The 15,979-nt window shown below is 42.1% G+C and carries 7 protein-coding genes; 3 read left to right on the top strand and 4 right to left on the bottom strand.

Going from position 1 to position 15,979, the window contains the following annotated elements:
• Nucleotides 1–113: 113 nt before the first annotated feature.
• The gene (locus AAA970_RS18890; protein ID WP_338238455.1) at nucleotides 114–782 is read right to left on the bottom strand and encodes a hypothetical protein; all 669 of its coding nucleotides are present in this window, start codon (nucleotides 780–782) and stop codon (nucleotides 114–116) included.
• 1,854 nt (nucleotides 783–2,636) lie between these two features.
• On the opposite strand from AAA970_RS18890, the gene AAA970_RS18885 reads away from it, so the two are divergent.
• The 3 genes from AAA970_RS18885 (at nucleotide 2,637) to AAA970_RS18875 (ending at nucleotide 6,142) form a co-directional block, all read left to right on the top strand.
• Complete coding sequence (locus tag AAA970_RS18885; protein WP_338238454.1) at nucleotides 2,637–3,296, top strand: hypothetical protein; 660 nt, start codon at nucleotides 2,637–2,639, stop codon at nucleotides 3,294–3,296.
• Nucleotides 3,297–3,383: 87 nt separating this feature from the next.
• A complete protein-coding gene (locus tag AAA970_RS18880) occupies nucleotides 3,384–4,052 on the top strand; it encodes a hypothetical protein (protein ID WP_338238453.1) in 669 nt (222 codons plus the stop codon).
• A gap of 959 nt (nucleotides 4,053–5,011) precedes the next feature.
• Nucleotides 5,012–6,142: a helix-turn-helix domain-containing protein gene (locus AAA970_RS18875; RefSeq protein WP_338238452.1), complete on the top strand. Its 1,131-nt coding sequence runs from the start codon at nucleotides 5,012–5,014 to the stop codon at nucleotides 6,140–6,142.
• A 295-nt stretch (nucleotides 6,143–6,437) separates the two neighbouring features.
• Here AAA970_RS18875 and AAA970_RS18870 read toward each other — a convergent pair whose 3' ends face one another.
• From AAA970_RS18870 to AAA970_RS18860, 3 genes are all read right to left on the bottom strand, one after another.
• Nucleotides 6,438–7,466: an FUSC family protein gene (locus AAA970_RS18870; RefSeq protein WP_338238451.1), complete on the bottom strand. Its 1,029-nt coding sequence runs from the start codon at nucleotides 7,464–7,466 to the stop codon at nucleotides 6,438–6,440.
• Nucleotides 7,467–7,849: 383 nt separating this feature from the next.
• A complete protein-coding gene (locus tag AAA970_RS18865) occupies nucleotides 7,850–8,338 on the bottom strand; it encodes a hypothetical protein (RefSeq protein WP_338238450.1) in 489 nt (162 codons plus the stop codon).
• A 117-nt stretch (nucleotides 8,339–8,455) separates the two neighbouring features.
• Complete coding sequence (locus tag AAA970_RS18860) at nucleotides 8,456–15,976, bottom strand: S8 family serine peptidase (RefSeq protein ID WP_338238449.1); 7,521 nt, start codon at nucleotides 15,974–15,976, stop codon at nucleotides 8,456–8,458.
• Between the last annotated feature and the right edge of the window lie 3 nt (nucleotides 15,977–15,979).

The following is a 15,979-nucleotide window of genomic DNA, read 5'->3' as shown; positions in this document are numbered from 1 at the left end:
CGTAGCCGATTGCATGGCACTTCCCTATCAAACCGTTACAAAATTTATGCGGGCTACACACTTCAAATTTTCTGCTATCTCGGCTGTGAAATTTATACATTGTTGGCAGCTGGTTATAATTCTATTAAGTATCTATATTCGACAATATTATCATTTTCATCAACGTTTTTCCCAACCAAATAATTTTCAATCATTGTGAGTTGGTAATCTGTGCAAATCCAATGAAGAAGATTATCTGAATCATCAGGAATTAATTGAATCATATTATTGTTTTGTTTCCACCTCCCCTTTGTTGAATGTCTGTCCATATCAGAGCCAGTCCTGTATCTAAATGTCGAATCTGCGCGAAGTGTCAGTTTGAAATGAACATGACCATCATTTTGCATATATTCTTTAATAATCGTTGAATCCTTTTGCATTGTCCTAGAATTTGGCTTTAAGTCTCGATACGCTATTGGAATCAACAAGGAATCTTTAATTACAAATCGTGAAAGTCTCTTCTTAACAAATGCCTTTTTATTTTTCGACAAGTTGTATTCGGTCTCAATAAAATCGAAACTTATCAGTTCAAGTGTATCTCCATTCATTTTGTAATCACCGTTTACGCATCTATCAAGATACATTCCGACTTTCAAAGAGTAATGAGAATCAGGTAAAATATCAAGATAATAGTAATCTGTAATCAGCCCATAAATATGTCTATTTTGGAAATCAGATTGAGATTTTAAATCAACCAGAAATCCTTGAACAAAAAAAACTAATATTATTAAGATTCTAATCATCTACTTAAGAGTCATGGTGTTCCTAAACTTGCTGCCAACGATTGTGTGTAAACTCAACTCCTATTGCGTATATCCCCCATATTTGCACAACCGTATTTGTATAAGTTATTTATTCACCAATATAATCATATTGATTGTCGATCTCACGAAATTTTGACTTTTTTAAGTCCCACAATGTTCAGGCTCAAACATACCCCAACCTGCCTAATGATTAAAAAGGGTGATACCTATTGTAAATAATCAAGCACTCTGATTCTACTATAGCAAAAAATCTGCCCACTAGCATTGATGATGGCATGCTAATGGCTTTCCCAGTACATACAGGTAAGAAAAACAGGATTAATTAGGAGTCGCTAATTCCGAAAACCCCACCGCCCATCAGCTCAATAGCTAAATTGTACTTTTCCCACTTTGAGCAAGGAGAGCGTATTCAGGGGGGCGACCAATTTGTTTGCTCAACAACAAAACACAGTTGCGTATATCCACCGTATACGCAGAGAAATAATGACTTTTTATCACCTGTTCCACACGAGTCAGGGATTATCAATCCAGACTGAGGGTCAGCTTATCCAAAATTTTCCATCAAATAGCGTGCAAAAGAACTTCAGCCTAAGCCGAGACGCTACATCACGCGCTCCTCAGGTAATTAATGATTAACAACTATCCTGAAGTTTTAGGGACAAATTTTCCAAATTTTTGGTTCGTAGCGGTGAGATTACAGCCAAGTCGAGATCATAATCCTTTGACTACCAACCTCCGCAAAAATAAAAATCCCTGCACGTGAGCAATTGCAACTCCCCAAGCCCCACCTCATAGGGGCGGAAATTTTTCCCTTAGCAAGCAGGACATCGAATAATTAAGTAAAAAAAAGCGCCGCCTTTAGAGGCAGCGCATACATTGCGGTAGAAATAAAGCGGAAATAGCAAATACCTGGATCGTCCCAAAAATTCGGGGCATATCAGGCCGCAAGAAGAGGTCCGCCTGGTCTTAGTGTTACAGCGAGCAGTGCGAGCATCACTAAGACCAATCATTAAATTTTACAAGCTTGTGATATTGGTCGTTTCCCCAAGCAACATAATTACTGAACACGGAAGCGTGGTGCGCGAAGCACAACGACTAATGATCCTCTCATTGCGATAAATTCCGCCTAATCCTGGTGTAACAGCGAGCAGTACGACCATCACTAAGACCAACCACTAAATTTTAAAAACGAGTACACTCAGTCCATCGCCGGGCGGCATTATCACTAAACACTGAAAATCACCACACTGCAAAATACAACCAGTGAAGTCTTTAAACGACAAGTGCTTCTGGAAACATGCGATAAGCAGTGCATAAGGTTTGAGCATAACCGAAAGTCTTGCAGCTGTTCCTGTATGATATTTTGCATTTCGCGCAAATTTAAATAAATAGAAACAATTTTTGCCTTTTATATTTATATTTGAACATGAAAAGAAAAGTGCTTCAGGACATAAAAGAAACAACTTTCGAACAGATATCAACGGAGTTATTATTTTTCCTCCTGCAGGTGTTTGCATTCAAAGTCGTAAACCTTTTCCCGGTTCAAGCCCTGATCCAAATTCAGGTTTTTGTACCCATTGCTTGTGCCATCCCCTACTTCACTTTTAAATTATTACGAAAAGGAAGCCTGCCCCCCATTGGAAATAATTGGTATAAATGGAGCATTGTTATCTTACTTGCTACCCTGCTTCATTTTTGGATCAATATTGTGATTTATCAAAGTAGCCCTTATGAATTCAGTGGATTATATTATCTATTGCTCCTTCACCCGATAAGTATGATTGGGGTTATATTTATTCAAAAACTATTTTCTATATTTTCCTTTAAAAACCCATGACTTTTTATACCCTTATTTTTGGCTGTTGTGCTATAAGTCTATTGGTTTTAATACTCAGCTATATACTATACAGAAAAGAATATAAATTAGGCTTAAATATTATTTGGAAGGCTACTGAGTACAGCCTGATTGTAATCACAACTTTAGGGATAATCTATTTAATTTTATTGGACATAAACTTTTTAAATTACCAAAAACCAATTCCACATCATGACTGGGAAAGCATTAGTTTAGAAGACTTTAAAGCTTTCCCACGACCGGAAGACCAAAAATATAGCGCTCGAATTTGTTCCAAAATTACCGTGAATAAAGACGGGGACAACTTTGAAGTCGTTGCCAAGTTTTATCCTGCACAATCCTGGTCAAAATATGATTCACCAAATTTAGACCGGCTTTTAACACATGAACTTTATCACTTTCATTTAACGGAACTTTACGCCAGAAAACTTCGAAAAGCGCTTTTAGAAAAGTCCCCATCTATTGACTGGAAATACCTTAAAAAATTAAATACTGAAAACCTTAATCAGGAACAATCCCGGTATGACAAGCAAACATCACATGGCATACTCCTTGGGGAACAACTAAATTGGCAGAATAAAATCGACAGCCTTTTACAACAATATGAAAAATATTCAGACACTAATATTTATTTATAATCCATGATAATTTTACGATTTATCCCATTTTTGTCTTTATTAATCCTTCTTACTAATTGTGGCGAAAAGCTTACCGACCGCTACCATATGGATAAAGCGCTATGGGAGGCCGAAGATTATGAGGCAGCTGTTAAATACATTCGCTTTGGGCTTAATAGCCTCGAGGAAGACTTACCGAATTATGCAGATCCCCTCACGGCACCAGTTATTGCAAAACTTGTGAATACTGAAAACATTAATGCTTTTCTGGAAGACGATGCGCTAGGCCTACAATTCAGACAAGAGAAGGGTGAAAAGTATTTTCGACAGGCGCAGGCATTGTGGGAAAAATATAATGTACGCAATAGTCAGGACAAATTCGTGTATCCCCTTGAGTTAGCCAAAATCACCAACTTTCTCCTGTATGCCCAACGAGTATATTTCGCAAATGGGAATCAACTCATCAAAAAGGAGGCGGTTAATCCCGACGATGCAACGGTTAGAAAATATATTCAGCAAAATGAAAGTGCCTTGATTTCCAATTACGAAAACATGCTAGAGTTTCTGAGGCATGAAGAAGCTTTCAGTCAAGAGGCATTTAAAACCTTAGCTTTCTCCATGGAGCAAAACTACCAGCAATTAAAACAAGATATTCCGAATGGTAATTATACAAGAACCATAGCGATAATTGATGGCCTGCATAAGAAAATTAATAGTAAAGAAGTCCTGGAGGCAATTCAAAATATTAAAGCTAATCTGAATCCTAAAGCAGTCTAAAAGCATAAGATTCAAAAAATCCCGCACCAACAGATGCGGGATTTTTTTGTGCTTTTTCCGGAATAGAACATTAACATAGGGCCCTCCTGGTCGCCTAATAGGGGTTTATTTAGCAAAAGTGAATTAGCATGTTTTAATCTTCGTATAGCGGATAGGCGGGAAAGGTGATGGAATTTTTCCTATTTCGGGTTTTTTCCAACGAAACAGAGGAAAGAAAACAAGCTCGCCAAATTGGGGCTATTAAAAACCAAAGAAAAACACCCACAAACAACTGATTACAAACATCTTGAATCGGGCCAGTGAATTTATCGATGATTAATTCGGTTTAGGTCATTTAATTCCCACCAAACGGTCCGCATCTGATGTTGCAGAACTTTTGTATGCTATTTTAAGCATTTCCTTATGCCGCTGGGGCACTTTTCCCCCAGACACCTACTGGCATGACTTGTCCCGGAACACTAGTTAAAAATTCTGGCCCAAATCATACACCTGCAGCCCAAATCAAACTATTTCCAGTATTAATGCAACAATCCAACCTGCAATCATATCAATAATCATCAAGCGCCGCCCCATTATTGGGAATAGATGATCATAAAAAATCCCGACTCTCAAAAGCTGAAAACTATTAATACGCCGAGAATCCATTTGACCAATTATCCGGTGAAACCCATGACATTTCAATTCGAATACCAACAAAGACCGAACAAAGTCCTTTTAATCACTCATTAAACCAAATCTTATTCCCTTTTCACCCTCAAAACCAGAAGCCCCTGGTTAAAAATAAGACATATAGGGTCTTAAATTGTCTTTAACTCAGATAAATATCCGAATCAGAAATTATTTACTCCAAAAAGTTGGGAGAGCGCTACCTGTTTTATTTATTAGTCTATCACCTTAAAACATTAATTTAGCATTAAACAATGCATGTTCTTTTTGGGGATTGAATTCAATGAAAATATATGGATAATTATACAGACTTAATTTTAACCAATGGAGCCCTACTAGCCTTTTTTCTAGCCGTTTACCTGATGTTTTATCCGGGAAAATTCTTCCCCAATAAAATATTGGGCGTATTGGTATTATCCTGGTCACTCACCGTCCTTATGTTTAGTTTTAAAAACACGGAATTTTTCCTGAAATACCCCGCGGCATATGGATTGGTGGATGTTTTAGTGTTATGCTTTAGTCCATTAATGTTTTTATACGTCTACACTTATCTTCATCAGCTCAAAAAAATTAAGCAAAAGGACTTTCTACATTTCCTCCCGGCATTGCTCTATTTACTTGCCATTGCTCCGGAATCTATGTTTAATCCCGAAGAAAAAATCCAATGGCTGAATGGAAATGGTCCGCAATGGTACCATTGGCTATCTAATTTTTTCAATGTTTTCATCATTTTACAATGGATGACCTATTCCATCATTTCCTTGAATCAAATTCAGGATTACCAATCCCAAAACCCTTCAACCCCCTCTAAATTCCTTGAAAATTGGCTCAAGTTTTTCATTGGCATAAATATAGTATTATGGCTTTTGGGAACCTCCGGGGCATTTTTGGAAATTATTGGTTTGCAACCTCCGGTGAATATGTTTCAATTTTTCTATGGAGGACTCACCCTTACGGCTTTGGTCTTTAGTATTTCTACGGTAACAAAACCAGCGCTTTTTAACCCCTTAGAAAAGGCGCCTGCCACTTCCACCCCAAAAGAAAGACCTGCTTATAATGAGTTTACCAAAAACGATTTCGATACACTGAATACCCTCCTTTTGACGCAAAAACTATATTTAAAAAACAACCTAAAAATGCAAGACCTGGTAGAGGCCAGTCAATTGCCCTATAAGCGGGTTTCAGAGGCTTTTAACCTTTATGGAAATAAATCCTTTTATGAGATAATTAATGAATTGAGACTGAAAGAAGCCATGTCTCTGATTAAGCAGGAATACCATTTACAATATACCCTTCCCCATTTGGCGGAATTGGCAGGATTTAACTCCAAAACTACCTTCAACAGAACATTTAAAAAGTACACCGGGCTTACTCCAACCGAATACATTCAAAAAAATCCCACTAATGAACCTCAGTTGACATAAGTTAATGCCATCGAAAGGATGATGATATTGGGAGCGGGTTCAAGCGGATTTTTAAAAGCCAAAATTCGTAACGAAAAAGAATAGCAGCGCTATTGTTAAGCCGGATTATTCATGCATCAATCCTCCTTTAGCTGCAAGGCCGGATAATGAAGCAAAGGTTTCCTGTTTCGATTTTTTTCCAGGAAAGCAGATGAATGAGGAGAAAGCAAGCTTGCCCAAATTTTGCCTATAAAAAAAATCAGCAGGCATGAGTGTAGCAAACTAACAATAAGTCAGTTAAGGTGAATTACTAAATCTAGCGGTAAATAATTCGGCTTAAATATGCCCCTGCCCAACCAATCAGGCTTCCGGCCATGACAGAAAGCAACCTTTCCCAAACTATTGCATCAGAAAGCGGGCCAACAGCGGTTTTACTGACACTACAAATTATGAGCGTGAGGGGCGTAGCGACAATCATGGTCAACATATAATTCCGAAACAGGAAAAAAATGAGACTAAAGACGGCCAGAGAAAAGATAATGATGGCCATTAGCGGTGCCGTCATTAAATCCAGAATCGCCGGGCTGATCAAGAGGCCTATGAACGTTCCGATAAGCCGATGAAGCATTCTTTTAGAGATATGTGAAAACTCGATGCCCTCCAAAACCGCAAAAGCGGAAACCGGAGCCCAATAGGGGCGCGTCTCCGCAATGTCATTACCAACGAATAATGCCAGGGGAATAATAATGGCCAGGGCGAGGATATGTTGAAGACTCGTGGGAGCAAGGCTTGTTTTTTCCAGGACTTTGGGGCGGGCGAAATAATGGTAGAGACTGGACGCCACCATAGCGAACAGCGTACCCGCCATCATGAAGCCCATGGTGGCCAATATAAGTGGCTGATTGGTTACTTCAATGCGGGAGTATGCACCGACCATGAAAATACTGAAAAGGAAAAACTGAGCAGGAGCGCTTACCCTTAGCCAGGAGGTCAATTTATAAATGAGCCAGATAAGGGGAGGGATAATGATAAAAAGGCCATTTTGATATGGCCCAAGCTGCACCCCCAGGCTGAAAAACAGGGACAGTAAAATTCCTGAAAAAAATATCTGCCGTAATTTTTCTGACAAAGGCGCTTTCATGGACTTGAAAAAAATAGTAATGATGCCCACAAAAACCATAATGGCGCTTTGCATCTGTTGCAAGTAAATGCCGATCACAAAAGGTAAAATCAGACTTAAGGCATAAAATAGATGGGTATGCCACTGAGCATCAGTCTCTTCTAGCCGAAATAATTTTAATGTTTGTTGGTATAATGTAGAAATTGATTGCACTGAATTGTTCAAAATTTAGGAATACCAGAATGGGACAAAAGTTATGCCTATTTTGCTATACCAATCCTCCGGAAGCAAGAATATATTCACCCGGCTAATTCCCCCTTAAGCCGGATTTTTCATGCTTAAATCCTCGTTTAGCTACAGGGCGGAAAAAATGAAGGATTTGTTGCTTATTTACCATGTTTTCCAAAAAAGCAGAAGAAAGGAGAGAAAGCAAGGCTATCCCAATCTGGGCTATTTGATAAACCACCAAACCACCCTTAACGAGCTAAAAAATACCCCATTACCGAATCTCATTTCATCTTGTGATGAATTATTTGGTCTATGCTATTTCCCGCCCAAAGTACAATAGTCATGATGGCATATTGAATGAATAATTTTCAAGGGAAGTTTCAAAATTTCCGCTTTCGTCTGTTGGTTTGCATTTTGGTGTAGTCTTGCAGGAGCTCAGATAGTTTCCTGGTCTCCTGACGAGAAGTAAAGCCGATTTCCTCGGCAATCAGGATCATTTCATTGACGTAATCAAACTCTACCCGTCCAAGGATTTTTCCTCTGTGAAGAATCTTTTCCAGTTTGTTTTCCCGGCGATAGTCCAGGGCATGTTCCTTTATTTTTTTCCAAAAATATTCGACTGCTGCTCCTGTTCTTTCCTGAAAATAAGCGAACACATCATGCTCTAAATGCATCAGTGCATTTAAATTTTTGACCGCCACCGGAGGATTCAAACACTGCGCTTTCCATTGGGCATAACAAGAAATGAAGTTTTCCTGATGCGATGGCTCCAGGTTTTGGGGCCAATTGAGTTGAAAAGCCTCTATAGCGATTTCTATGGCAATGGCCAACTTTTGGGATTCTTCGGTGTAATTTCTTCTTCTCTTCATTTTGGTCAGTCTACCTGAAATTTTAAATAATTTGAAACTGCCTCGAAAAAATAATATGGAGTTAAAAAAGGGGCTTGGCAAAATGCCAAACCCCGCTACTATAGGACAATTAATGACTTATTCAATCAGTACTTTTTGGCTTAATATTGAAGTTCCGTCAATGGTAAACACCCCAATGTACAGCCCTGGTTGGAGTTGATCCAATTCCAGCGTTTCCAGGAAGGCGCCTTTTCCTTTCACATTTTTGCGATGAGAATAAACTTTCCCGCCCATACTGTTGAACAAATCAAACTGAATGCTACCATTGTTTTCCAGCGCATAGGCGATGTTCAGCTCGCGATCCGTTACCGGATTAGGGAAGAACACACAATCGGTATTATGATCGCGCAGCACGATTTCCGACAATTCATTGCCGTTCGGCTTGCCATTAACGGCATCAGGATCATTCAAGACCACCACATAAATGATGTCATAGACGAATCCATCTTCTTTACCGTCATCGGCGGCCACAATCAAAGCAGCCGTTCCTTCCTGCAGTGCATGAAGTCCCATCACCTGGTCACCAAAGGCCAGGTCAACGATTTCCGGATTATAGTTGCCGGCCAATAGGGAGAAACTATCTCCATCCGGATCCTCAAACAGATCCTCCGGATACAGCGTAATCGAGGATTCTCCTTTGAGATTCAGGTAAATCACACGGTGCTCCTCATTTAGTTCAGGCGCACGGTTTCTATGCGTGACTTCCAGTTTCACTGAGTCCACGGTAAAGTTACCCAGTGGATCTTCAATTTTTACCGGTAGTGTATAAACCCCCTCGTCTTCATAATCCGTTTCTATTTTGAGTTGAGCGGTATGCCCATCTATTTGTTTAAAACGAACTTTCAGGTCGCCCATATCCTCTTTGCTTGCCAAGAAGCTGGCCGTGACCTCATCTCCCTCCGGATCTGAGAACAGATAGTTGTAAATCTGCTCATCGGTCTCCTGCAGCTGCAAAGTATCCTCGTACTGATTCGGTACAAACTCAAATTCCGGCGCTCCATTAACATTGGCCACAATTTCAAACTGGTTATTGCGGTTGGAAGTATCGTCCGTATTGACATACACATAAGTAGTTTGCTTACCACTTTGGGTTTTAGGCCCAATAATTTTCGCTTCCACTTTTTGTGCAGCTCCACCTTCAATCACGCCCTGAGCTGCGTCTAATTCTACCCAGGTGTCTTTGGCGGAAGCGGCAGTAACGGCACGGAATTTCCATATTTTACCAGGATTATTTCTAAATGGATCTGGGTTAATCCAATAATAACTTCCATCTGATCTTCTCAGGCTTTCATACATAGTTTTGGTCCGGGTAGAATCCATGGTGGTTTCATATCCTATATACTTCGGAATTCCATAATCCCCGGCAGGCTGAACGCATACCAAATAAAACTCCTGACCTTCCGGAATGTAAAGCGGCCTATCCAATTCAAAATATGTCCATTCGTCTTCGATAACCCGGTCAATGACAAACTTTTGGTCATACATTTTAGTACCAGTGGTTGGCGTATCCCCATCGAAATACACGAAGATGTGGGCATACTCTTTTATCCTGACGAAATTATTAAACATCTTAAAATGCGTCAACTGGAAACCACCCTTAGGACTCTTCAGCTTAATGGAGAAGGCCATAGGATTAGCCTCTTGAAATAGGGTGTAAACACCGTCAAAACTTTCTTTAAGCTCTTGGCTAAACTGCTTAACCTCCAAAGGCTTCTCCGTTTGCATCCGCCCAATCTCTTCCACCACCTGTGGTTCGGGGAGAGAAGTGTCTGTAGGAATGGCCGCCGCAAAAGCCTCAAAAGTCATTTTGGTTTCACCCAGGTTTTTGATTTCAAAACCATAGGAAAGGGTATCCCTGCTGGTTAAGGTAAACTCCTGATCCTCCGGTGTCCAGTCAAAAACTGGGGAATCTTTCACCTGTGCATTAATGCCCAACTCATAATCTCCGGCATTACTGTCGAACGATAATTTACCAGCGATATCGCCGGTGCTCACCACTTCCACTGCCACTTTCAATTGGTAACTATTGGAAGCCGGAATTTCTAATGGCTTTTGTAATTCTCCATTGAAAATATTCAAAGCAACCCCATTTTCATCAAACAATTGGAAGCCTTCCAGTCCCTGATCAAAAATATGAGTAATAAGGGTAGATTCGTGTCCGGGATTAAACAATTGGATACTGTCCAAAAGCACCAGGTTCTGATCAATGATCACCTCACCGAAGTTAATCGCCGCTGGCCCTTCTAAAGCAGGCATCCCTCTATAGCTGAGGGCAATCGGTAAACTTTCTTGCGCCTGCTGATTACTATTGGTGAAAATATGAAGTGTATCTTCAAATTCACCGCTTTGCAAAATATCGGCAGCCGAAAGTTCCAATTCAAATTGTGCGGATTCCCCGGCAGGAATAATCCCTCTTGTTGGTGGCATAATGGCAATAGACGACTCATCCGTAATGCCGGAATAACTTTGAATAATGGCTAACGGATCATGGAAAACGTATTGCTGATCAGCGCTTTCCAAACCAAACATTAATAAACCACCCCAGGTCTCTACGTCTTTGTAATGGAATAAAATACGACCATCGGCACGAATTTCCAATTGGAAAGTCACTACTCCTATCGCTCCGGGATCCTCAGGATCCGAACCGAAATTGTCCCATTGCAGGAGCACCCGCTCTTCATCGACAAGATATAAGATATATTCTTCCCCTTCTGTCGGAATAAGGGAGCCTGCATAAGGGGCTATGATACCAGCAAACTGATCTTCATCTGAAAATCCAGTAAAAGGCAAATCATCTTCCTGCTCTACTACTGAAACATAGCCTCGTTTTGAGATCCATAACTGGTCAAATGCCTCATCGAAGAAGGTAAACTCAAATGGCAATTCCAGCGTACTGGTTTTACCTTCCTCTTCCCATTTCAATTTTTCGCCTTTCATTTTCAGGTCATCCCATTTGTAGAAAGGGTATTCCTCACTGCTGTAAATCCAGGAATAACCATAGTCTCCATAGGCGGTGAAAAGGGAATCGACTTCCGCAATTTCGTCAGCATATACCCTGCTATACAATCCATTGGTGAAGGCATAATGCAATGGCACTTCCTCACTGGTATTGGTCAGCGCAAAAGGAATCATTTTTTTGCCCGACTGAGATAGGTCTTCATTGATAGGCAACGGCAAATTGTGGGTAAATCTGCTGTCAGGTCTACTGAAAGCCTGGAAAACCACAGATGCTGTTGTGGCCTGCCCGTTCACCGTAAGCTCCAAATCCACCACACCATTATACTCCTTATCCTCTAAAGGTAAGAAAGTCAGGGGCAGCACCGTATTGGCTCCTGCCGGAATGGTAATGCTTTGACTGAGGTCAACATCCAGCGTCAATTCGGCCAAATTAGTACTGGCCGCATCCAGTGTCATGGAGGCACTCCCCGTATTTTCAACCACTATCTGTGTTGGCGTAGCGATATCCACAAAAATAGAATCTAAGACCACCTTCTCCGGAAATAATACGGCTGCTTCACCTTCTACTTCGATTTCCAATGGCAGACGGTCTTCTTTGGCCGGCGTATTGGAGGTAATAATGATTTCATCCTGATAATGCCCTTCAAAAAGCTGGAAATAGGAAGGATCCAGGGTCACCTTTACCGTAGCACTCTCTCCCGGACGAACTTTCCCCTTGGCAGGAGTAGCGGTACGCACCATGGACAGGGGCACTGTAGGTGCAAAGGTAATCACGGTACCATTTTTCACTTCCAGATCCTGTTGATCCTCATCACGGTAAACCATTTTATCCTGGTGATCAAGGCCCGCTAAAAGAATACGATAGTCATCATCAGCTTTAATTGCACTCACATCCACATATCGGTATTGTATCGTACCGTCACGGTGCATCAACACCTGATACTCCACCCGATCTCTCACCCGGATACCATTGTTATTTTCCATCCAGTTTCCGATGACATGAAAGGCTGCATAATCTCCAAAATTATGGTGATAAACCTTATCCACCCAAATCCAGGCTCCCTGAGGTTTGAAGGCCTCCATTTTTCCATTGATATAATGGGTAAAAGTTCCATTCTGGTTAAAGGAAGCATGGGTCATGACCTGCTCAAAGAATGGGAAACGCATCTCCAGATCAATGCTCAGATCAGCACTGTCGCGGTTGTATTCCACCCCAAAGTCCTTTAGCTTAGCCCACTGACTTATTTGCTCAGGATGCTCACTGGCAGACATGGCATAATCCAATTTCGTCAACAAGTTCCCCGAGGCATGGTGCTGATCACTGTATTGACTTAGATCAAACTCCAGATCTCCCTCTGCAGAGGTATTGGAAATGGTTAACTCCAATTCTTTTTGATCGGTATAAGCGATCGTCACATTGGATTCGCTCAAGCCAGGGTTCAGTTCCGGTGCTTCTTCCACCAGAAAATCTACAAAAACTTTAAAGTCACCTTCCTGCGTCTTCAATAGAACCGTTTCCTTGACGATGCCCTTATTAACAGGCGTGAATAATAAAGGCAGCTCAATAGACTTTAGCGCCTGAAGCTCCACCACGCTGTCTGCTTCCCAGCCCATCTCAATGGTATTGGCAGAATTTTCCAGGGCCACCCCTTCAATATGCATATCCGCGAAGCCGATATTTTCGATCTCCAGCAAAATTTCATTTTCTAACTGTGTGAATGCCTTCACCTCATGTGTTTTCTCCAGGTCTACTGCCGGTACCTGTCCCTTTACCTCTACCAGTACCTCTACATTGGAGATAGGCTTGTTCGGATCGTTCGTCCAAATACCCAGGGACGCCAAATGGTAACCATTGGTCAGGTGTTCGGCATCAATGGTGGCTTCCACCTGCTGGTGCTGCCCACCTTCAATCTCTCCGGTTTTCGGATTCAGAAAAACATAAGAGCCATCCGTCCCACTACTTAATACCGACATCATTGGCGTTGCGGAGCGTTGTAGGAAGGAATAAGCCGGTTCGAAATACAAGCCATTATTCCGGGAATACATGAATTTGAAGAGTTCCTCGTTTCCGGTAAGCTCCATGGCCAAAGGATTGGCCATTTCTCTAGGGAAATGCAGCACTACCCAGAAAGTTTCATTTTCCTGAATCATCTGTGGGCGGTACAAAGGCATGCGGTAATATTGGAAAACATTGGCCGTATCGGCATAATACTCCTGCGTGTAAACGGTTTCCGCTTCCTCCAGATTGTTGCGCCCTCCTTTTTTAATCTCAATATTGATCGGAAGTGAGGAGCTCGTAGGAAACATCAAAGCCTCAATATGAGTGAGGTTAAATTCATAGCCCCAGGGCAAATCAAAGCGCGTGGCAAAGATCAATCCCGCATTCGAATCTCCTGTTCCGGCCAGGAATGCCGGACCAAAGCCTCTCTCATAGGACATGCCATAGACAAATTCAGTCACATCTCCATCCCAATGGCTTTTATTGTCCCAACTGCCCTGAGCCAACATGTTCTCCTCTACCGATAAGGTTTGTTCCTGCAATTGCTGCACCCCGGCCATCATACTTGCCATTTCCGTTTCAGGCGCTTTTGGCCCTTCGTAGGTAATGGTTTGCGTAGTAGTAGCTGCCGCAGCGGCATTTTGCAAGCTGTCCGGTAAATTAAAAATGTCTTCATTACGCACCGATCCCTGCCAGTAGATGATGCCGTCTCCCACATTGGAGAATTTCATTTCCTGTGCATCGGTAGTGTTCTCGTTAACATCAATAGTAAACTGCATCTTGCGGGTATCGGCCATAAAAGCAGGTACACGGGTAGTGGTAACCGCTAAAATATTGGAGATCTCCGACAGGTTTTCGAAAGAGTCCTCGGATTTTAAGGCAAACCAGTAGTCCGTCTCTTTAAAAAGTCCATTGATGCGCAAATCGAAGGTTTCTCCGATCTGTAAATTATTTTGAATGATGTATCGGGGTAATTGCTCAAAGTTTTCAGCCGTAATTTCCTGATCAGAAATCGCCAAATAATAGAGGGCTGCATTATTACCATCTTCATCAGAGGGAACCGTCCACTCCAGGGTCACTTCATTATGGAAAACCTCCGCCGCACGCAAATCGTCAATCGGACGAGGAGGCAAACGGTTATCATCCAACAAAGCTTTTCTGGCGTTCAGTGCACCCTTACCGAAATTTCCTCCGTGATCAAAATCGAACTTATCCACTGAGTTCAGCATAATCCGCTTGAGGGTTTCGGCCGTAAAGCCTTCTCCACCAAATTCAGACACCACCAAAGCGGCCACTCCGGAAACGTGCGGACAGGCCATGGAGGTTCCTTCCATCATGCCGTATTTGTTCCCTCTCAGGGTAGATAAAATACCGCCTTCATTACCGAAATTAGACATATCCCCACCAGGAGCAGAAATATCAATATAATCTCCATGGTTGGTGTAAGGAGCAGGCAAGCCGGAAGGGCCTGTTGCGGCCACGGCCAACACTTCTTCGAATGCTCCCGGATAAATTTTCTCATTCGTGGAAGCATTACCAGCAGCAAAGATGACAATCCCCCCTTTCATCGGCCCTACCTGATTCCCACTGGCATCGGTACCGGCCTCTTCAATAAAATACTGAATGGCTTCCAAAACTTCCGGCTCATAATAGCCGGGAAGGTTATATCCCCAGGAGTTTTGCGAAATCACCGCCCCCATGTCTGCCCCATAAATAATGGCTTCGGCAAAATTGGATCCACCCGGTGCGCGCTCATCAAAGACCTGGCAGGACATCATTTTCACGCCATTGCCACTTCCATCTCCACCAGCCACACCGGAAACCCCGATGCCATTGTTACTCACCGCACCTACCGTACCGGCCACGTGCGTACCGTGGTCTCCGGGCGTAATTTCTCCTCCCAGACGGAAATTTACGCCATATATATCATCGATATAACCATTGCCATCATCATCCACGCCGGGCTCTCCATACAATTCGGCTTCATTCACCCAAATATTTTGTTTCAGGTCTTCATGGAAAACATCTACTCCCTGATCGACAATCGCCACAATCACATCGCTACTACCGGAAACCTGACTCCAGGCCTCTGCCAGGCTAATATCGTAGCCCGCCAATCCCACGGTTCCATCATTCTCATAATGCCATTGCTGCTCCAGCATAGGATCATTGAACATGACAGAATCTTCCGTTGCAGTAGTTTTGAATGCCACCGCTTCCTGATCCGCACCCAAATTAATCTTACGAAAGACCGGCTTAACCAAATCCAGGTCGCCTAATCCTTCATAGGCTTTCACGATTTCCTCCGGATTAGTGGCCTCATCGAAGTCCAGCTCATACCACAGGTGCAAGCCGTGCTTACGGTGTTTGGCTTCAAATTTTTCGGAAAAAGGGAATACCCGTTTCATCTTTATGATATTGGCCTTTTCCGATACGGCATCTATCGATTGGATACCGATAAAGGGGGATTCTTCACCCGGCGCAAGGCGTAAATTCGAAGCCTGATTAATACTTTCAGGCTTGAACTTGATGCGCACCTTTCCGGGGATATATTCATCCGCCATCCGGGGCGTTTGGCTATGGGCCAGCAAACCGCTAAAGCTCAATAGCCAAATTAATATAAATTGAAATAATATCTTCATACG

The organism is Persicobacter diffluens (assembly GCF_036244895.1).
Lineage (GTDB): Bacteria > Bacteroidota > Bacteroidia > Cytophagales > Cyclobacteriaceae > Persicobacter > Persicobacter diffluens.
The sequence above is the reverse complement of the archived record's forward strand: the minus strand, read 5'-3'. Positions and strand labels throughout refer to the sequence as shown.

Coding starts and splice junctions, on each gene's coding strand:
- AAA970_RS18865 (WP_338238450.1), bottom strand. CDS start 8,338: ATGAAGAGAAGAAGAAATTACACCGAAGAATCCCAAAAGTTGGCCATT.
- AAA970_RS18860 (WP_338238449.1), bottom strand. CDS start 15,976: ATGAAGATATTATTTCAATTTATATTAATTTGGCTATTGAGCTTTAGC.
- AAA970_RS18890 (WP_338238455.1), bottom strand. CDS start 782: ATGATTAGAATCTTAATAATATTAGTTTTTTTTGTTCAAGGATTTCTG.
- AAA970_RS18875 (WP_338238452.1), top strand. CDS start 5,012: ATGGATAATTATACAGACTTAATTTTAACCAATGGAGCCCTACTAGCC.
- AAA970_RS18880 (WP_338238453.1), top strand. CDS start 3,384: ATGGATAAAGCGCTATGGGAGGCCGAAGATTATGAGGCAGCTGTTAAA.
- AAA970_RS18885 (WP_338238454.1), top strand. CDS start 2,637: ATGACTTTTTATACCCTTATTTTTGGCTGTTGTGCTATAAGTCTATTG.